The organism is Spiroplasma eriocheiris (assembly GCF_001029265.1).
Taxonomy (GTDB): Bacteria; Bacillota_I; Bacilli_A; order Mycoplasmatales; family Mycoplasmataceae; genus Spiroplasma; species Spiroplasma eriocheiris.
In genome coordinates this window covers 694,274-714,867 of the sequence record NZ_CP011856.1, presented here as the reverse complement: position 1 = coordinate 714,867, position 20,594 = coordinate 694,274, and the positions used below count along the sequence as shown (strand labels likewise).

General features: G+C 28.5%; 21 protein-coding genes. 20 read left to right on the top strand and 1 reads right to left on the bottom strand.

The window, feature by feature from the left end; all coding sequences use genetic code 4:
* Window positions 1-8: 8 nt before the first annotated feature.
* The 12 genes from SERIO_RS03205 to miaA all read left to right on the top strand — a co-directional run bounded on the left by SERIO_RS03205 (window position 9) and on the right by miaA (window position 9,971).
* Entirely contained in the window at window positions 9-893 is an 885-nt protein-coding gene (locus tag SERIO_RS03205; protein ID WP_047791452.1) for a triphosphoribosyl-dephospho-CoA synthase, read from the top strand.
* Between the two features lie 15 nt (window positions 894-908).
* Window positions 909-1,061, top strand: a complete 153-nt coding sequence (locus SERIO_RS06560; protein ID WP_158500491.1) for a beta/alpha barrel domain-containing protein — start codon at window positions 909-911, stop codon at window positions 1,059-1,061.
* Window positions 1,062-1,073: 12 nt separating this feature from the next.
* Window positions 1,074-1,571 carry a bifunctional 4-hydroxy-2-oxoglutarate aldolase/2-dehydro-3-deoxy-phosphogluconate aldolase gene (locus tag SERIO_RS06655; protein ID WP_201773606.1) on the top strand — a complete coding sequence of 166 codons (498 nt, stop codon included), beginning with the start codon at window positions 1,074-1,076 and terminating at the stop codon, window positions 1,569-1,571.
* Window positions 1,561-1,842, top strand: a complete 282-nt coding sequence (gene citD, locus SERIO_RS03195; RefSeq protein ID WP_047791450.1) for a citrate lyase acyl carrier protein — start codon at window positions 1,561-1,563, stop codon at window positions 1,840-1,842. Before SERIO_RS06655 ends, citD begins: the two co-directional genes overlap by 11 nt.
* Window positions 1,843-1,857: 15 nt before the next feature.
* Window positions 1,858-2,742, top strand: coding sequence for an HpcH/HpaI aldolase/citrate lyase family protein (locus SERIO_RS03190; protein ID WP_047791449.1), 885 nt, complete (start codon window positions 1,858-1,860; stop codon window positions 2,740-2,742).
* A gap of 12 nt (window positions 2,743-2,754) precedes the next feature.
* Complete coding sequence (gene citF, locus SERIO_RS03185) at window positions 2,755-4,311, top strand: citrate lyase subunit alpha (RefSeq protein WP_047791448.1); 1,557 nt, start codon at window positions 2,755-2,757, stop codon at window positions 4,309-4,311.
* A gap of 1 nt (window position 4,312) precedes the next feature.
* Entirely contained in the window at window positions 4,313-4,855 is a 543-nt protein-coding gene (gene citX / locus SERIO_RS03180; RefSeq protein WP_047791447.1) for a citrate lyase holo-[acyl-carrier protein] synthase, read from the top strand.
* Window positions 4,839-5,486 carry a GntR family transcriptional regulator gene (locus SERIO_RS06290; protein ID WP_053040829.1) on the top strand — a complete coding sequence of 216 codons (648 nt, stop codon included), beginning with the start codon at window positions 4,839-4,841 and terminating at the stop codon, window positions 5,484-5,486. The genes citX and SERIO_RS06290 overlap by 17 nt, the downstream gene beginning before the upstream one ends.
* Before the next feature lie 139 nt (window positions 5,487-5,625).
* Complete coding sequence (locus SERIO_RS03170; RefSeq protein WP_047791446.1) at window positions 5,626-7,071, top strand: hypothetical protein; 1,446 nt, start codon at window positions 5,626-5,628, stop codon at window positions 7,069-7,071.
* Window positions 7,072-7,168: 97 nt separating this feature from the next.
* Window positions 7,169-7,888, top strand: coding sequence for a hypothetical protein (locus SERIO_RS03165; RefSeq protein WP_047791445.1), 720 nt, complete (start codon window positions 7,169-7,171; stop codon window positions 7,886-7,888).
* A 19-nt stretch (window positions 7,889-7,907) separates the two neighbouring features.
* Window positions 7,908-8,681, top strand: coding sequence for a hypothetical protein (locus tag SERIO_RS03160; protein ID WP_047791444.1), 774 nt, complete (start codon window positions 7,908-7,910; stop codon window positions 8,679-8,681).
* Window positions 8,682-9,035: 354 nt separating this feature from the next.
* Complete coding sequence (gene miaA, locus SERIO_RS03155) at window positions 9,036-9,971, top strand: tRNA (adenosine(37)-N6)-dimethylallyltransferase MiaA (protein WP_047791443.1); 936 nt, start codon at window positions 9,036-9,038, stop codon at window positions 9,969-9,971.
* Between the two features lie 20 nt (window positions 9,972-9,991).
* Here the strand turns inward: miaA and SERIO_RS03150 are convergent, their stop codons facing one another.
* Window positions 9,992-10,864, bottom strand: coding sequence for a sulfite exporter TauE/SafE family protein (locus SERIO_RS03150; RefSeq protein ID WP_047791442.1), 873 nt, complete (start codon window positions 10,862-10,864; stop codon window positions 9,992-9,994).
* 261 nt (window positions 10,865-11,125) lie between these two features.
* Here SERIO_RS03150 and SERIO_RS03145 point away from each other — a divergent pair, with 261 nt between their 5' ends.
* The 8 genes from SERIO_RS03145 (at window position 11,126) to SERIO_RS03110 (ending at window position 20,273) form a co-directional block, all read left to right on the top strand.
* Window positions 11,126-12,031 (top strand): ABC transporter ATP-binding protein, encoded by a 906-nt coding sequence (locus SERIO_RS03145; protein WP_047791441.1) that lies wholly within the window; start codon window positions 11,126-11,128, stop codon window positions 12,029-12,031.
* Window positions 12,024-12,902: a hypothetical protein gene (locus tag SERIO_RS03140; protein WP_047791440.1), complete on the top strand. Its 879-nt coding sequence runs from the start codon at window positions 12,024-12,026 to the stop codon at window positions 12,900-12,902. Before SERIO_RS03145 ends, SERIO_RS03140 begins: the two co-directional genes overlap by 8 nt.
* 65 nt (window positions 12,903-12,967) lie before the next feature.
* The gene (locus SERIO_RS03135) at window positions 12,968-13,213 is read left to right on the top strand and encodes a hypothetical protein (protein ID WP_047791439.1); all 246 of its coding nucleotides are present in this window, start codon (window positions 12,968-12,970) and stop codon (window positions 13,211-13,213) included.
* A gap of 106 nt (window positions 13,214-13,319) precedes the next feature.
* On the top strand, window positions 13,320-16,622 hold the full coding sequence (locus SERIO_RS03130) for an ABC transporter permease (protein ID WP_047791438.1): 3,303 nt from the start codon (window positions 13,320-13,322) through the stop codon (window positions 16,620-16,622).
* Window positions 16,623-17,242: 620 nt separating this feature from the next.
* Complete coding sequence (locus SERIO_RS03125) at window positions 17,243-18,493, top strand: hypothetical protein (protein WP_047791437.1); 1,251 nt, start codon at window positions 17,243-17,245, stop codon at window positions 18,491-18,493.
* Window positions 18,494-18,504: 11 nt separating this feature from the next.
* Window positions 18,505-19,110, top strand: coding sequence for a hypothetical protein (locus tag SERIO_RS03120; RefSeq protein WP_047791436.1), 606 nt, complete (start codon window positions 18,505-18,507; stop codon window positions 19,108-19,110).
* Window positions 19,111-19,114: 4 nt separating this feature from the next.
* On the top strand, window positions 19,115-19,744 hold the full coding sequence (locus SERIO_RS03115) for a hypothetical protein (RefSeq protein WP_047791435.1): 630 nt from the start codon (window positions 19,115-19,117) through the stop codon (window positions 19,742-19,744).
* 1 nt (window position 19,745) lies between these two features.
* Window positions 19,746-20,273, top strand: coding sequence for a hypothetical protein (locus SERIO_RS03110; protein WP_047791434.1), 528 nt, complete (start codon window positions 19,746-19,748; stop codon window positions 20,271-20,273).
* Window positions 20,274-20,594: the final 321 nt, after the last annotated feature.

The window sequence follows — 20,594 nt, the reverse complement described above, 5'->3', positions numbered from 1 at the left end:
CCAACAAGATGATAACAAATTTAATTATTAATTCGAAAAAAAAAAAAAATTATCAATCTTATTATCAACAGTGAAACAAATTAATCACGTGAGCTATTGAATGTATTACTACCGAAGCAAATAGTTATCCTTCGTTTGGTCTAGTTTCTAAAAAAGATGCTGGATGTCATCAGGATATGAATATTAAAACATTTATTAAATCTAGTAAAACTTTTAAATTCTATTTTAATGACATTATTAATTTAGTGTTAACTAATCCGGAACTAGATTTTGCAACCTTGCGAAAATTAGGATGTTATCAAGAAGCACGGATGTTAAGTGCTACTAACAATATTAATACTCATAAAGGATTAATATTTGCTTTTGGAATTATCTTTTATATAAGTTGTTATGGAATGCATTATCAAATTCCGTTTAATAAGTGAAGTAGTTTAATTAAAACATTAACAGTATCCTTGCAAAAAGATTTTGAAAATTTTACTGGACAAACTTATGGAGAAAAATTATACCAGCTCCATAATATTACTGGTGCGCGGGGGTTAGCACTTACTGGTTATCGAGTTGTTTTTGAAGAAGGTTTACCATTTTTAAAGCACTATCAAAAGCAATATCCCGAACTGTCTGATGAAGATTATAGTTTATTATTATTAGTTTTTTATTTAAGTAAAATTAAGGACACGACCTTAATTGTTAAAGTAGGGTATCAACAAAGTATGAAAATTGCTAATAAAGCACAAGAATGATTAGAAATTTTAGCAACAAGTGGTTGACAAAATTTTTATGAAATTATTTTAGAACATAATCTGTCATATCAACAACAAAAAATTTCACCAGGAGGTTGTGCTGATCTTTGCGTGATTACATTATTCTTAGCACAATTAATTAATAATTAAGAGAGGAAAACCACCATGAAAAAAATTACTGAACATATTACCACATTAATTAAATATCCACTATCAGTTATTGTTCGAACAAATACTCGTCAAAATGCTTATCGTGTAATTAAAAATACTGTTGCGAATGGTTTCAAATTTGTTGAAGTAACTTTAACAGTTCCGTAAGCTTATGAAGTTATTAACCAAGCTCGCGCAGAATTTCCCACTGCAATTATTGGCGCGGGAACAGTTTTAACCTTAAAAGAAGCGCAAGAAGCAATCAAAGCAGGAGCACAATATTTAGTATCACCAGTTTATTCGCCTGAAATTTTAAAATGATCTTTAAAAAATGATATTTTATATGTCCCAGGAGTAATGACAGTCAATGAGATGTATCAAGCATATCAGGCCGGCGCGCAGTTATTAAAATTTTATCCGGCAGTGTCTTCACCACCTGAAGCTTTACAATTAATTGCTAATCCCTTTCCTAATTTCAAAATTTTGGCAACGGGAGGAATTAGTTTAGAAAATATGGGAGCATATTTTAAAGCAGGAGTTTTAGCGGTAGGAATTACCGGAAAATTAGGAGGCGCAAGTGACAATGACCGCGATGAAGATATTGCAAAATTAGCAAAACAATATGTCAATAAATTAGAAACTATTATGCAAGAAAGGGATGACCAAAATGGAAATTAAAAAAATGGCAACTGCGGGTTCGTTAGAATCAAGTGATGTTTTAGTTACTATTGAACCAAATAATGACCAAAAAATTAATTTAACAATTAATTCACCATTTATTTGTCAGTTTGGACAACAAATAAAAAGAATTGCTTTAACAACTTTAGCAAATTTACAAGTTAAAAATTGTAATCTTGTCATCCAAGACCAGAGAGCAATTGATGAAGTATTAGTTGCTAGAATTATTACAGCCTTAGAACGGGCAACAGAAAGTGTTATTCGCTATTAGAAAGGGATCAGAAAAATGAAAAAAATTAGAAGAAATATGTTATTTGTCCCAGGAAATAATCCGGGAATGTTTAAAGATGTGATTGCTTTTCATCCTGATACAGTAATGTTTGATTTGGAAGATTCCATTCATATTCATGAAAAAGATGCCGCACGCCAACTAACCAAAAGAATGTTAGATTTCTTTGCCTATAATCAATATGGAATTGAAACAGCAGTCCGCATTAACGGTTGGGATACTGAATTTTATCAAGAGGATTTAGAAACAATTGTTCGTTCAAATGTTAATATGATTCGTTTACCTAAAGTAGAAACCAAAGATGATGTTATTAAAGTTGTTCAGGATATTGAAAAAATTGAACAAACAATTGGCAGAAAAGAAAAGATAACTTTATTTTGTGCCATTGAAAGTGCGAAAGGAGTTTTAAATGCTTATGAGATTGCAACTGCTTCACCACGGGTGGAAGGAATTGCCCTAGGTGGTGTGGACTATCTGTTTGATTTAAAAGCAGTTAAGACAAAAGACCGCCATGAATTATTATTTGCTCGCCAAATGATCGTTCATGCTGCGCGGGCAGCAAAAGTTGATGCCTTTGACTGTATCTTTGGTAATACCACTGACTTGGTAGGTTTAGAACAAGAAGCACTGTTTGTTCGCGAACTTGGTTTTAGTGGAAAATCAGCAATACATCCTAACCAAATTGAAATTATTAATAAAGTTTTTTCACCAAGTGAAAAAGAAATTAAAAATGCTTTAAAAATTTTAACTGCTTATAAAGAATTTACAAAAGAACAAAAAGGGGTTTTTGCGATTGATGGTCAAATGATTGATAAACCATTTATTGACAATGCCGAAATTATTTTACAAATGGCAAATGTGAAAAGCCCGCTGGAAGACTAAGAGGAGGATATTATGGCTAAATATTTAAATGACGAACAGTTAAAACAAATTAATAAAAACCACCATTATGAAAGTTATGATTCAACAAAAAGTCATCCTTCAAAATTTATTAATCATCAAAGTGAGCTACCAAATTATGGAAAACGGAAAACTAAACTTGTTGCTTCCTTAGAAGAAGCAATTCTTAACGCTGGGTTAAAAGACGGGATGACAATTTCTTTTCATCACCATTTTCGCCACGGGGATAAAACAGTTGCGCAAGTTTTAAAAATTATTGAAAAATTAAAAATTAAAAATTTAACAATTTCAGCTTCTTCTTTTACCAAAGCACATGATTGTTTAATTGACTATATTAAATCAGGGGTGGTGACTGGGTTAGAAGGTTCAGCATTACGGGGAAAACTAGGTGATGCCATTTCCGAAGGAATTTTACCCCAACCAGCAATCATTCGTTCGCATGGAGGACGGGCTCGTGCCATTGAAAGTGGAGAATCACATATTAATGTTGCTTTTTTAGCAGCTTCTACTAGTGATGAAATGGGGAATGCAAATGGATCACATGGCCAATCCAGCGTTGGGGCGCTTGGCTATCCGATGGTTGATGCCCAACATGCTGATAAAGTAATTATTATTACGGATACCTTAGTGCCATATCCGAATAGTCCGATTTCAATTCCCCAAACGAATGTGGATTATGTTGTTAAAGTAGATGAAATCGGAGATACTTCAAAAATCTCATCGGGAGAAATCCATACTACTTTTAGTCCGAAAGAAATTAAAATTGCTCAAAATATTGTGAAGGTTATTACCAATACTCCTGGTTTTAAAAATGGGTTTTCTTATCAAACAGGAACGGGGGGAGCAAGTCAGTCTTCTTTAATTATGTTACGTGAAGAAATGATTAAACGTAATATTACTGCTGGTTTCTTTTTAGGGGGGATCATTGGCGAACATGTTAAATTTTTAGAAGCAGGTCTTGTTAATAAATTATTAGATGTCCAATGTTTTGATCTGGTGGCAGCTAAATCAATTAAAGAGAATGAAAATCATTTGGAAATGTCAGCTTCGTTTTATGCTAATCCTCACACTAAAGGTTGTGCGACTGATAAGTTAGACTATGGAATCCTAAGTGCCCTAGAAGTTGATGTTAATTTTGATATTAATGTCTTAACGGGAGCGGATGGTTACATTAGGGGTGCTTCTGGGGGGCACTCGGATGTTGCTTATGGTAATGATATTTCAATTGTAGCGGTGCCCTTAATTCGTGGACGGATTCCATCAATTACTACAAAAGTTCAAACAGTAGTTACTCCTGGTCATACTGTTGATGTTGTGGTAACTGAAACGGGAATTGTTGTAAACCCTTTACGTCAAGATTTAATTGAAATTTTAACAAAAGCTGGAGTTGAGTTAAAAACGATTGATCAACTACGCGATGAAGCGTATGCCATTATTGGTGAACCTCAAATGATTGAATATGATAAAAACCATCCTGTGGCTATTGTTGAATATCGAGATGGTAGTGTGATTGATATTATTTACAAAGTAAAACCGTATGTTTTAGACTAATATGTTAGACTTTAAACCAACAAATAAAATTCTTTTACACCGTGAACAACATTATCTTCTCCAACAACAATTGGTTAGTAAATACCAAGCAGGATTACTGACGGTAAATTTAAACATTCCCGGGCCCAATAAGTGCCACCCCCAATATCACCATTTTTTTCAAACAATTATTAAACCCCAACTGTTTGCCTTTTTACAAACCGAGGGGATTAATTATCAAACAAGTCAAGAAATTTATGATGAAACAGGGGACTATCTCGTTATTGTTTTACCACAATTAGCAAATTATCTGGACATTAAACAATTATTAATTACTTTTGAGATGCGCGCAAAAATTTATCAATTATTAGATTTTGATATTTATGATCAACAGTTGCAAGCAATTAGTCGTCAGCAATTAAATCTACCCATGCGGAAATGTTATCTTTGCGCAGAACCAGCAAAATGATGTGCTCAGCAAAAAACTCATTTAATTAGTGAATTATTATGTTATATTAATAATGTAATAGAAGAGGAAATTGAACGGAATGACAAAGCAAAATAATAAATTAGAATTATACGCTTTAATTTTAAATGATATTTTAACTGGTAAATTCCAACCTGGCGAAAGATTACGTGAGCAAAAATTAGCGCAACAATATGGAACATCCCGCACCCCAATTCGGGAAGTTATTCGGTTATTAGAAAATGACAACTTATTAACTGTTGTTCCCAACGCGGGAGCCCAATTAAAAATCTTTACAATTAAAGAAATCGATGAGTTATATTTATTACGTTATCATTTAGAATTAATGATCTACACTTACATTATTGAAAATATGAATTCAGAGTTACATACTAAAATTAGTAATTTAATTACCATCCTAAAAGCAGTGGACTTGACCGATACAAAATTAATTGCGCAAGCAAATGATCTTTTTAACAAAACAATGCTGCAATTAGCTAATTTTAGAATTATTGATACCTATTATGCAGCCTTAACTAATTTATTTGCTTATTTACGAAATTTTACCAATTATGATGTAGAAAGTAAACGTCGAATTGAAGCGGTGTTTGAACATATTGCGATTTGTCAAACAATTTTAGCGCAAGATTTAGTGGCAACAGAAAAATTATTAACAGAGCATTTAGAAAATGCCAAAAAACACTTTATAAATAAATATAATTTTAAATAATTGAGACAAATTAAATGTTTAAATTATTCTTTAATAACTTATTTTTTTAGTGGGGAAAGAATATAATAAAGATGTAAAAGAGTACTAAAAGTACCTAGTATATTAGGTACTTTTTATTTAGTTTGAAGGAGAAAAAATTATGGAAAAAACAATAATTGATAAATTTAATGAAAGTTATCGAAATTTTAAAAATAGTTATCAAAGTTACGAAAACATTAAAATAGATTTTGATAATTATCTTAAAATAATAAACAAAATTACTAATTGTTGGGAACAATACAAGAAGTTAATTTATGAGAGAGAACTAAAAATTCCTGGTTTTATAGATTTAATATTACATTATAAAAATAGTGAGATCATTAATCAAAAAATCAAAAATTTTTTGATTAATGAAATTAAAATAAATGCATTAGAAAAGGAATTTAGTGAAGCCTTAACTAAATTTTCTAATAATTCTTCAAAATTATTTTTTTTAGTAGAGGAACTTAAAAAACAAAAAGATGATGTTAAGGAGAAAATGATTTTAACATATGAGTTTTTAAAAAATTCTGATGTATTAGCAGAAATTGAAAATAATGCATCTAACCAATTATTTTATCCTTTAATAGTGGATACTAAGCAGATTAATAAGTTTAATGATGATTTTAAGGCTACTCAAACACAGCTTCAGTGGTTATTAGACAATAATATTTATAATTTTTATTTGATGAACAAAAATAAACCATTTAATTTAAAATTTTCTGATACATTTTATAAATTTCACAGCATAGCATTGAAACAATTTAATAAAATAGAACTAGATTTTAAAAACATTTGAGAAGATTTTAGTAATTTACAATCGTTATTTTTATGTGTCAAATTTTTATTGTTACTTTTTTTAAATAATTTTATGGTTAATATATGAAAAGAAAATAGTTTATTATTAAAAAAAATTAGTAATGAAATGCAGAACCAAGAGATAGAATATCTTAAAAAAATGCAGCAGTTATGATTATGAATGAGTAATATTAATAGTCAAGAAAAAGTAACAATCGAGGAGTTTGGCAAAATTATTAGGTTTTATCAAGCGAGACCCTTTAATAATAAAAACTTAGAATCATTTTTAATTAACAAAATAAGTTCCGAGTTTGAAACAACTAAAAATTTTCCTAACATATTTTATAATGTTATTTCTGAAAATATTGATACAATTATTAAATTAGATAATTTTAAAATTTACTTTAGTCACTGACCACAAGCTTTGATTAATAAATCCCAACTAATTGATAAAGGCCGAAAAAATTTTGTTAAAGATTTTAATAAAATTAACTCTAAAAAAAAGGAAATAAATGAAAAATTAGCTAAGTACGCCTATGAAATAATGAGAATTTTTAATGATTATATTCAAATTCATGTAGATAGCAAAAAATCAAAAAATGAAATTACTGATCTCCAACAAAAATTTATTCAGCAATTGCAAGAAAATAACCCTAGTTTATTTGAAGAATTTAAGAAAATTATCAAAATATTAGAACATAATAATTACAATAGGGATTCTTTCCCAAGTTTAGAAGATTCATATATTAATATTTATAGAAATAGCTAATAACAATGTGGTTAACTAAAATATTTGTGGATATCATATTACTAATTATGAAATGAATACAGTTAGGTACTTGTTATTCTTAGGTGGAGGAAAAAATATGAATTTAGAAATTGAAAAATTTCAAGAATTTTACCGTGATTTTAAAACTAATTTTGATGTTTTTTTAGATTTAACTGCAGACTTTACTAAATTTTTTATGTTGCTAGATAAAATCAATAATAATTGATTAGAATATAAAGCTTTAATTCATAAGCAAGAAATAGAGACTTCAACATTTATTAATTTAATGTTAAATTATCACAATAATGAAACTACTCATGAAAAGATTAGAGAATTTTTAGTCCAGGAAATTAAAATAAATAAATTAGCAGAACTAATTATTGATAATTTAAATAAATTTGCTAATAATTCACGATTATTAGATGTAATAAATATGCTTGTTAGTAAAAAACATTTTATTGATAACCAATTCAATTTAATATACTATTTAGAGAATCCAATGGTGTTAGCAGAGATTAACAATAATAAATATAATTATTTGTTATTAAAAGATAAGCATAAGATTATTGAAAATGGTATAAAACTACAGATATTTAATCAGCAATTACAAGAATTAAAAGACAATATTATTTACAATTTTTATTTATTCAAGTGACATCAAAATTATGATCATAGATTTGCTAATGATATTAACGTATTAGATCACTTATTATTTAAGCAAGATAATTATTCGAAAAAAAATGAAAAAATCTCAACAAATATTTTAAAAAAACAAAATATTGTTTTGAAGTTAAATTTTTATTGTTACTTTTTTTAAATAATTTTATGGTTAATATATGAAAAGAAAATATTTTATTATTAAAAAAAATAAATTAGAAATCAAGCATCAAGAGCAGGAAAGTATTACTAAAATAATTAATTTTTTATTATTTATGATGGATGATAATCCTAAAGATCAGGAATTAATTACCCAATTTAAAGATATTGTTATGTTCTATAAAAATAGGATTTTTGATGATCAAAAATTTATATTATCTCTAAGTAATAAAAAAGAATCCCAAGGGATGTTCAATCTTATTAAAACTGCTGAAGTTTTTCCGGAGATATTTTTAAATTTTGTCATCAATAATATTACTAAAATTATTGAATTAGAGACATTTAAAATTTGTTTTAGTCATTGACCACAGGTTCTGATTAATAAATCCCAACTAATTGATGAGGGTTATCTAAGTTTTATGAAAGATATTAATAAAATTAACTCTGAAAAAAAGGTAATTGATCAACAATTAGTTAAATATGCTCAAAAAATATTGTCAATTTTTGAACATTACATTGTAAATGCACAAAAGAGTAAAAGCTTAGACACGATAATTAATAATTCCCACCAAGTTTTTATTCAAAAATTAAGAGATCATCATCCCAATTTATTGAATGAATTTGCAAAGATTATTAATACTTTTCCTAAAAATAATTTGGACAATGTCAATCTTGGTACCTTGCCAAGGAAGAAAAATGAGATTGAACTTAAAAAAAATCAAAATCAACAACACCAGGAAAAATTAACAAATGATAAAATTACCTTAGGTACCATAATTTCATCTGTTAAGTAAATTACTGATTTTTATGATTAAATATAGTATAATTAATTTGTCCGTAAGGACAGTTTCTACGTTTTTATACAACGTTAAGGTGTGTTTGGGGTTATTAACCGCTATATAAATCAATAACTCTACACCCAGACACTTAAAGCGGTTTAGGGTTATTTTAAAAGCCAATTAAAAGGATTAATTAGTTTTTAGAATAGCTTTTTAAATTAATATATTACTTATAAAAATATCTAAGAACAAAGTTTCTTAGATATTTTTAATTAAAGATCAAAATAAATGACGATGATAATCTTAAAAAAATATTAAAAATAAGATATATTTATATATGAGATTAATTTAAAAGAAAGGAGGGCGAAAATGAACAAACCAATTATTCTTATTGTGGGACCAACAGCAAGTGGAAAAACTGACCTGTCGATTATGTTAGCGAAGAAAATTAATGGTGAATGTATTAACGCTGATGCTACTCAAATTTTTAATGGGTTAGATATTGCTACTAATAAAATTTTGCCCTCTGAACAAGAAAACATCCCTCATCATTTATTATCAACACTTGATTTAAATGATAATTATTCAATCAGTGATTTTCAACGGGCAGGTCGTAAAATTATTAATGAAATTTGACAACGCCATAAAATCCCAATTGTTGTTGGGGGCAGTGGCTTATATATTAATGCCTTACTAAAAGATTATCATTTTGACGACCATCAACGTGATCCCCAATTTGCCCAACAATATGAAAAATATTCCAATCTTGCCTTATGGAAATTATTACAAAGCACTGATCCAGAAGAAGCTAAACGTACTCATTTTAATAATCGTAAACGTGTTTTACGAGCCTTGCAATATTTCCAAGAAAATAAGACTCTAAAGTCAGTTAATGATGATGCCAAAGACAGATGATATTATGAACCTTATATTATTGGTTTAAATCCTGTTAAAACTGAACTACATGAACGAATTACAACTCGGGTTGCTAAACTAACCGCGCGTGGGTTATTTGCAGAAGTAGCAGCTGCGTATGAATATTGTCATTTTGACGAAACTAAGCAAAGTATGAAAATAATTGGGTGTAAAGAAATTATTGCTTATTTAAAAGGTGAAATTACTTACCAACAAGCAATTGACCAGATGGTGTATGCTAACAAAATATATGCAAAAAAGCAGTTGACATGGTTTCGAAATCAACTACCAACTACTAATTGATATACCTTTTCTTATCAAGACTTTTTAATTGTGGCTAACCAGATTATTAATGATTTAGAAGCTAGTAACTATTTATCTTCGCAATAATTAATATCTTAAAATTGTTTTTAGCCAGTAATTAAATCAACAATCATTTTTACAATTGAAATTCAAATTAAAATAATTAAAATTCATAAAATAATGTTTTCTTTTTTTAAATATTTTTTGACAAAAATAGCCCCAATTGTCCCCCCAACAGCTCCCACTAGCATTGGGACTAAGACATTTGTCATCACCGGGGTATCTAAAAAGTAGTTATGGTTGCCCATTGTTGGTTCAATAATAATTGCTAATAAACTGGTAATCATAATAATTGAATGTGAAATTGGGGTTGAATCCTTAATATTTAACTTCACAAACAATAATAAGAAGGGCATAATAATAACCCCACCACCCATTCCTGTTAAGGAAGTTATCATTGCCGCAATAAAAGAAATTGCTGCTAAGGAAAAAATATTTAAATATTTTGGGGGATTATCTTTTAAAACAATATGGTACCATTTTTTAACCAGTTCTTTTTGAACTATGGTTTTTTTCTTTAATAAATACTGGTTAATAATTAATTGAATCGAAATATAACTTAAGAGTACCACAATGATAATAGTCGTAATTCGTTCATCAATTTTATCATTAAGTCAGTTCCCAAAGAAAACAGTCGGGATTGCAACCAGTAGCGCCACTAAGATTACGGGATAGTTTAGTTTTTTCTTAATAGCACTAATAACAGTACTAATTAAAGCACTAGCAAAAACTAGAATTGTTGAAACAAATTTAATTTCTTTGACTGGGATGGTTAACACTCAGACCATGACGGGGATGTGTAAAACACCACCTCCAACTCCCGATAAATTTCCTAAGAAAGCAACCGCGGCGGCAAAAATTAATAATAAGATAATATAGCCAGTTGGTGGCAAGGAACTAAGGACACTATTAAAAAACATCGCTAAATTATTCCTTTCAATTATTATTTTTGCTAATTATACCATTCTGCTGCTTAGGAATAAAAATTTATTAATTAGTTAATTAAATTTGTTAATAAAAAAGCAAAAATATTGACTTTTTTTTTTTTTTTTAAAATAAGACCATAGAATATCTTCCATATTCTAGCAATTAAATTATATCAAATTCTAAAAGATAGATTTATATTTTTTATAAATTAAGGTATGATTATTACAGTATAATTATGAAAGGATGACAAAACAATGGATGTTATTACATTGCAAAATGTAACCAAGGGATACAGTCCAAATGTTGGGTGCTTTGATATTAATATTACCGTTAAAAAAGGGGAAGTTTACGGTTTTATCGGTCCGAATGGAGCTGGCAAAACAACGGTAATTCGTCAAATGATTGGTTTTATCAAATCAGACCAGGGCACGGGGACAATTCTTGGTTATGATATTTGAAAAGATACAAAAAATATTATGGAAAACTTAGGATATTTAGCCGCCGAAGTTAGTTTGCCAGAATACATGACGGGAATTAATTATTTAAAAACTATTGCTGAAATTAGAGGTAATGTTGATTGAAAATATGTGGAAAAATTAATTGCATATTTTGATTTTGATCCCAAGCGTAAAATAAAAAAAATGTCAAAAGGGATGAAGCAAAAAGTTGCCATTATTGCGGCATTTATGCATAAGCCAAAAGTATTAATTTTAGATGAACCAACAAGTGGTTTAGACCCATTAATGCAGCAAAAATTTGATACATTAGTTAAAAATGCTCAAAAAGAGGAAGCTACTATTTTTATGAGTTCCCATATTTTTGGCGAAATTGATAGTACTTGTGATAAAGTAGCTGTTATTAAAAAAGGAAAAATTGTTTCAGAAGTTGATGTGCGTGAAATCAAAAATAATGCCGATAAAATTTATGAATTAAAATTTAGTACTTTAAATGACTATAATAATTTTGCCACAACTAACTGACGAGTTATTGGCACTGACCAAATGGTTAAAATTATTAAAGTCGAAGTTAAAAATGCGGATGTTAATAAATTTTTAAAGGAAGTCTCAAATTATCAATTGGAATACTTTAAAGAATTACCTTTTAATTTAGAGCAACATTTTATTAAATTTTATAAAGATGAGGTGCAATTCAATGATTAATTTTAAGTTTGTTAAGGCCCAATTTAAAAGTGTAATTATTTCAATTATTATTTTCTTTATTTTATTCGTTGTATTATTAATCCCGGCGCTAATTTTAAATAGTTTTGCCCCCGGAATTACGATTAACAAATCTAGTTCGGGGAGCATCGGAAGTTCGAGTGAGTTAGGCGGGGCAATTTTATTACCATCTACTTTGTATGGTGTGCCAGGGTTTATTTTAATGTTTGCCTTTGGAATTGTTCTGATCCATATTTTACTAGTAAAAGAAACTGATCGGGGTTATTTAGCTTCGTGGTTAACAACTCCCATGACCAGAAGAACAATTTTAAATTCAAAATTATTTGTTATTTTGTCATCAATTATGATGGTTAATATTGTGATGCTAATTTTACAATTAATCTTCTTTGCGGCTCTTTATCGTGATTTTCATCACCAAGCACAAGTTGATATTGTGTTAGCAAGTTTTAGTTTTCTATTTTTATCATTCTTGTGAACAGCAATTAACTGAGTTATTATGGGCTTTTTTAATAAACCAGGAGCAGCCTTATCAGTTGCGATTGGAGTATCAACATGGTTTATTATTTGTGCCATTTTAAGTCAGATGTCAGGGATTGATGCCCAATTTAAATTCTTAAAATATTTTAAATATTTTACTATTACTTCATTCTTTAATCTACCCTTCAATTTTGGAGAATTACCAGATATGAATGATCCATCGATTCCGGTTGGTTTTCATGGTACAATTTATGCCGAAGTAAAACCAATTCATGCCTTAGATTTTGCGTGACAAATGCCCGTGATGATTATCGCCGGTGGTGGTGGTTATTATGGTGGTAATTTAATTGTCATCCATAAAGACTTAGCATTATAATTCAAAATATCTTTTCTTTCTGGTAGTAATTGATATAATAAAATTATTAACAAGGAGGAAAGACTATGTCAGATAAAAAAACAAGTCATAATGAAGCAAGCATTGCTGCCAAAGTATTACATGATCCGAATGCGACACCAACTGCCAAAAGATTAGCAGCGTCAGCGTTAGCACAGTCAAATTCAGAAAAACATACTGGGGATGAAGAAGCAAGTTTTGCTTCGAAGGTTTTAACTGATCCTAATTCATCAAAAATTGAAAAAGAATTAGCAGCGTCAGTTTTAAGCCAAGCAAAGGGGAAACATCAATAGTTTATTTAAAAAAGTCTCGGGGTAGACTTTTTTTATTTTTAATAAGAATTTTAGAAAAGATTATAAAAATAAGGATTTTTATATTAAAATATTATTAACGAAACTTATGAAAAGTGGGCGAGGGATATGTATTAAAAAATTAATAAAAAATTCAATTCAGAATTTATATAAAAAAATTTTAAATTATTTATCAATTTTTATTTTACTGCTCTTATCCGTTGCTGTCTTTGGTGGAATGTTCACTTATAATAGTCAACTTGACCATTTATATAACCAAGCGGTGATTAACTCTAAGCGTTATGATGTCCATGTTAATTTAAATAAGTTAGACTTAAATACTTTTACTTATTCAAAAATTGCCAATGATTGAGTAGGGTTTGATAATTTTGATGGAAATGATAAAGCTGCTTCTGACTGAATTAATTTTATTACCCAAACAAATAATAATAAAAGTGTTTGTTTTGATAGTACTAGCAATGATGGGTTAGATAAACTTTTTGATAAGTTCATCAATGATAATGGCTTAACTTTTAAACCGGGCAAAACAAAAGAGATGTTTTTACGGGACATTAAATTATTAAACTGTAATTATGTATCTTATAGTTTTAATAAATTAATTAAAACTAATGCGAACCCTGATCTTCACTTATCAACGTGAGACTTAGTTGTGAATAATAGTACAGACTTAGTTGTAGATAATATTGATTATCATTTAGTGAATGCTTATCAAAATTCAAGCGATGCGATTTGAACTAATCCTAATCTTAATATTCCCTATATTAATAAAGGTTTAGTAACTGCGGATAATATTACTGATGGGCAAATTATTGTTAACCGTTATTTCTTAGAAGAGATGAATTATAGCTTAGGAAACGGAATTATTATTGGCAAAGATAGTGACGGGAACCCTAATTATTACCAAATTATGGGAGAAGGATATGCTTATAGTGATATTATGTACCAAACCTTTGGTGCTGCCTCGGGAAACTTTGCCAGCAGTGGGAATGTTAAAACAGCTTTAGTCTATATGACTAACAATGATTTTAATAAGATCATGTCTTATAATCCAAGTTTAACAAATAATTACCAGGGCTATCTAAAGTTTGCGCCTGAAGATGATTTTAACCAAGCGTATAATTACTTAAATGAACTAATTTTTAATTATTTTACCGCCAGTTGGTACCAGATTATTACCCAGTATAATGATGTTGGGGAAGCTGGTCAGCAACAAACATTTATTCAACTAAATTATATTATGTTTTCCGTTGTTTGCTTAGCTGCTTCAATTGTGGTGTTAGTCATTGTTTATTTCTTTATTAAACGCGATATTAAATCCCAACGAAAAACCTTAGGGATTTTAAAAGCGTTAGGATACCATACTCCCGAGTTATCGTTTGGAGTTGTTGTACCCATTATTATTACAATTTTTGTAGCTTGTTTATTTGGTTACTTAGGTTCCTTAGGAGTATCTGCCTATTTCACCATTTTAAACAAACCGGTGGCTTTACTACCATTTGATAATGTTTATAATAATTGAATTATTTTTGTTGTCTTTATTATTGGATTTCCAACCATTTTTGCTGCCATTACTTATTTAATTACAATTATTATTTTACGCACCAAACCATTAGATTTAATTAATGAACGCGAACGGGTAAAAGTTAAACGGGCAAAACAACTAGTAAAATATGTTCGAAAACCATTAGTATTCTTACCATTTGGGGTCCGGTTAACAACTTCGTTTGCTCAAAAATCAATTTCCAAATGGTTTACGGTCTTAATAACTTTCTTATTTGGTTGTTTGGTGTTATTATTTGAATTTAACGTGATTGACTTATTTAATGGTTATATTAACGATTTAATGCGCAGTTATGGTCATAATGTTACCCAAATTGTTAATTTACCATCGCAATTTCAATATCAAACCTCAACTAAACCAAACCAACACTTAGAAATTGATTATAATCCTGATAAATGAAACTACACCTGGTTAGAACAACAAGAACTTAGCACTAGTTTAGACTGAAGTGCCTTTAACTGTTCGTATGAATGAGCCAATCAGAACTTACCAATTCATTTTCGTGATCGTCAGGATAAGGAAGAAGTTATTGATCCTAACATTCAAGATATTTTACAACGTTCAATGATGAATGTTTGTATGAACGGGGATTATTTAAAACAAGCTGTTCATAGTGGGTCGTTTAAACAACTAATTGATATTTTAAAAACAATGATTCCGCCTAACCAAGTAGTTGCTTTAACAACCTTTTTACAAAGTGCCAAAACAGCTAATCAACTTCCAAATGTTGCTTTTAGTAAGTTTGTAATTGATAAAAAATTAGACTTATCAATGTTAAGTTCGGCATTAACTCCGAATGCAATTAATGCCGATACTAAAATTAAAAGAGCCGATGTCTACGGCTTAGATCCAAACAGTGATTTTAAAGATTATTTTAATTTTAATGATAAAACAAGTAATATTGATGAGATATTTACCCCGGTTAACTTGGCAACTGATCCAATTCCAATTGTGGTTGCAAAACGGATTTGATATAGTGGGGAAGTTCCGATCAATAGTCCGTTTGAATGAAACTTACGAATTACTCCAAGTGATTCGAAAAAAGTAAAAGTTAAAATTGTTGGTTATGTTACCAATGATACTTCTACCCAAAATATTTTTATGAATATTCAAACTTTACGGCATCTAATGGGAATTCATAATCCTAATGATCCTAATGATGATACGTGGTTTGATAGTCATCCTTATTTTGGAAATAATGTTATTATTTCACGTCGCGTAAATAGTTTCCAACCTGAAGATTACTTAACAATGTTTTCTAAACTAGGAACTACGAGTGCTAATTATCAGTTCTTTGCGACCCCACCGGGTGCTACGCAACCAACCCTCGTGATGAAATCAATGTTAAATATGAGTATTTTAAATGGTCAAAACACAATTTCACCATTAAAAATGGTCCAAGAAGCATTAGAAAAAGTGTTTGGAAATGTTATTTTATTATTAGAAATTACCGCGATCTTTACCTTTATTATTGTGGCCTTTATCTTGGTAGTTTTAATTAACATGACCATTGAAGAAAATAAAATAATTATGGCAACAATGAAAGCAATGGGATATTCAAATGGTAAGGTTTTAACCTATGTTTTAGCTTGATATATCTTTGCTTTTGCAATTGGTCTCGGATTACCATTCCTAATCTCGTATGGTGCCTGAATTATTATTGTCCGTCTGATCTTTAATATGACAGGAATCCTCTTTACCTTTGCTTTTTCATGACAAAGTATTGTAATTGTGGTGTTAGCACTATTAGCTTTAACCGTTGTAGAAACAGTCTTTATTCTATTACGAATGAAAAAACAGCGGTTAATTGATTTAACAAAAAGACAATAACCACTCCTTGTGAGTGTTTTTAAATATTTTATCAGTTATTTGACAGTCATTCTGGAATATGATAAGGTAAGAATAACATTTAATTATCATAAAATTTATAAAATTTTGAATATTTTTATAAAAAATTAATAAAAAAAATTAAAATTTTTTGAATATTTTTATGAATTTTACAAAATTTGCGATATAATGAATTTGTAGTTAAGAAGAAACGGTTAAAACTATGGAAAATATTACTTATTAATTCACGGTCCATGTAATAAATAATTGATTCTAGGTTTAACCTTGCTATCAAGACTACAAAATTGAGAAGTAATTATATTGTTTTGATGAGAAATAATGATAATAGTATAAAAATTTAAGGTCAAATATGCTGTCTGTATTGGATAAATAATTTATTTATATGTAAAAAATGCTTGTTAAAATAATAAAGTTCATTAAACAATATAAGTACTAAAAAATCTATATGTTGCCTTTGGGGGTCTCTTTTACAAGAGGCTCTTTTTTAGTGGGCAGGGGAGATTTTTTTGCCGATAGGGGAGAAAAAAACCTGTTAACCAGCATTAAAATCTTAATTTTAGTTTATAATATATAATGAATGATTAGGAAAAAGGGGTTTCAAAATGAGTGATCAAATCGAAAAACATTTCAATGATAATTTAAAAGGCCAAGAACGATCAATGTTTGATGCTTTACTAAAGAGTTATTTTCTGGATGATGACCAGTTAGATTATTTGCATCAATACTATAAACCAATTTTTACCATTGCGGATAATGAAGATTGCATTTGTTTCAGTGGGAAAAAATACCAAGATTGTTGTAAACCATTAGTATTAGCAACTCCCCATGAACGGGATGAATATCTGTCAATTTTACAAGCAATTAGTGACCCTCAGTTAAAAGAACAATATCTTTACCAAGAAAAAGAACATTATACTAATGTTCGTAATCAACAACAACAAAATGAATGTATTTTAAGAGATTGTCAAAATCCAACTGTTCGCAATGACCTTTATAACCCTGAGTTAATTAAAGGAAATTATTTTATTGATCGCTATCAAGAAAAACATTTTTTTAAAAATATTAAGAATAACTTTTTAGCCTTAGAAGAAAGCGCCTCGGATTGTCCTTATTATTTTTATTTACTTTGTCAAAATCATAGTGATGAGTATTTAAATAATCCAAAGTTATTAACTCCCCAGTTAAAAGCGTTGTTAATGAACATTGGAGATAACTTAATTGATCACCAGGTTTGTTATGAAACTTTTATTAATTTTTATCAGTTATTAAGTGTGGCCGAACAAGTGATCTTAACTTTAAAAATTCGAAAACTTATTAAACTCCATTTAATTTATGAATTAGAATTATACCGCTTAGTTAATGATCTAGATAATACTAATAAAAGCTATCTTAAACACCAAATTGTGCTCAAAAAACCATTAACCTCATTTACTATTAATGATATTTTATTAGCCCAAATTACCCCAATTACTTTTCAAGCGATTAATTCCCCAAACAACCTGTTTTTACCAAATAAATTATTATTTGTAATTAACACGGTCGAAAATAACACAGGGGTTATTAACTTTTATTATCATAAAAATAACCGGATTTATAATTTATACTTTAATGAATGAACAGAAAAAATTAAAACCGAAAAAGAATGGTTAACCTATAGTTCAAGTTTAATTATTAACCAAGCTAACCACATCTTAATTAACCAAAAGTATTATGATAAATTAAATAGTAAAACAAAAGAATTAATTAATATTTATTATTACAATCGTTTTGAACAACCGCGTAATAGTGGGGAAGAATTAATGTTACAAACATTTATTAATAATTTTAATAAAGGGATTAATATTATTAAATAGAAGGGAACGACATGACAACAATTGGGTGAGTATTTATTGGCTTATTTATTGGATTATCACTAATTTTTCTTGGTTTTTTAATATGGTTTAACTATAAGAAAAAAAACCTTATTTTTGAAATTTTTAAAAAATTAGAAGTTGATAATCAAAGTTTTATTAGTAATGATTATCCCCAGTTAGCCGTTAGTCCAATTAAAGTTAAGATTAAATTGCAACCAAATGAGATGGTATATTATACAATAGCGATTAACAGTTATTTAATGCCGTTATTAGGCAAAAAACAAATTAGTAACCATTCTGAATATGTAATTAAATTCCCAGGGGGAATTAACGTTGGTTATGCCGGGAAAAATCGTTTTTTAAAAAGTCCTGTTCCAGTTTTTTTTCAAGAAGGGTATTTATTTATTACGAACCAACGAATTTTAATTGTTAACCCTGAAATTACTACAATTTGGGAACTAGCAAAAATTACGAACTTAGAATTATCAATCGTTCGGATTAATCAACGCTTATACCAGGGATTTTTCTTATATTATGAGCAAAATAAGTATTTTATCATTAGTAATGATTTAAAAATACCATATTTAATTAAAAAAGTGCAAACAGCAGGGGGGTAGCAACATGGAAATTGGATTTATTATTTTCTTTGGTGTAATGGGAATTTCAGTAATGATTACTTTAATTTTAGGAATTATTCAGCAAGTTAAAATTCAAAATTATAAAAAAGTTTATCGTAGTTTTCAAACGGCAATTAATGATCAACATCAAGAATTAACAACCCCTTTACAAGCAATTACCATTAATTATCAACTGCCAGTTGATGAAGTATGTTATGCTAAAGAAGAAGTAGAAGTGTATATCTTAGAAAACACCAAAGAAATTAACCATAATAGTTTTTATTTATATCCCCCGGTGAAACCTGAACAACCCCAATATAAAATTGAAAATTTAAATGGCTATATTAACTTAAAATCACCGCACCGCACGAGAAGATACTATGGAAATCTATATGTTACTAATAAACGAGTATTAATTGATGATATTAAAACTTATAAAACAATCTGGTTAAAAGATATTATTTATTGCTATCCCAGCATTTTTAATCTTAATAGTGCCTTTGAAGTTGGTTTTTTTATTAGTACCAAGGATAATATTTATAAGTTTTTAACAAAAAATGTTAAAATATCAATGATCTTACATAAACTATTATTACAACAACAAAAATTAATTACCACAGAGAAGGGAAGTTAAAATGGAATTACATATAATATTAGTTTTTACCTTAATTTTAGCGTTAGCATTGTATGTTTTTAATTTTTTATTCATGATGCAATATCATCGCCAACGGGATGTTAAAGACTATCGTCAAGAATTTCGGTGAACGGCGATGCTCCGTTTTATTTTTATTTTTATCTATGCTGTTTTAACCCCCGTTATTATTTTTATTATTGTTGATTATATTTTATTATTAACGATCCCCAATATTGCTCCAATTTTTTCTTACTTATATGTTATTATTGGCTTAATTGACTATGGTTTAATCTTAGTTTATTTAATAATTCAAACCCAATGCTTGAATAGCTTATGAATTAAAGTTAATGACAATGCCATCTTCTTTTTAGATGAAGAAGTCCCGCTAACAGCCATTGTCGGGATTGCTGTTAAGGGAATCACAAAAAAATTAATTTATAATGTTGATGGTGAAACCGATAAAAAAACAATTATTGGGAAAAAAACTTTTTCTTTCTTACAAGCAATAAAAACTCCTAATAATGAATAAAATTCGATTAGATTCTAATCGAATTTTATCTTTATGACAATTGTATGATAGAAACATCTACTTTCTAAAAGTGAAAAGATTGAAAATAAACTTATTTTTATAATTAATTATATTGTATTTAATCAGAGATATTTAAAACTAAAAGGGGAGAGATAGTTTCTTATTTTATTAAATATAAAAATTAAAGTTAGTAAATATTTCTATAAAAATTGCTAAATTTATTAGGAAATTATTATTTCCCATACCCATATTATATTCCGTTTCTTAAAAATTACAATAATATTTTCTATTATTTAAAAATTATTTATAATATTTTATAAT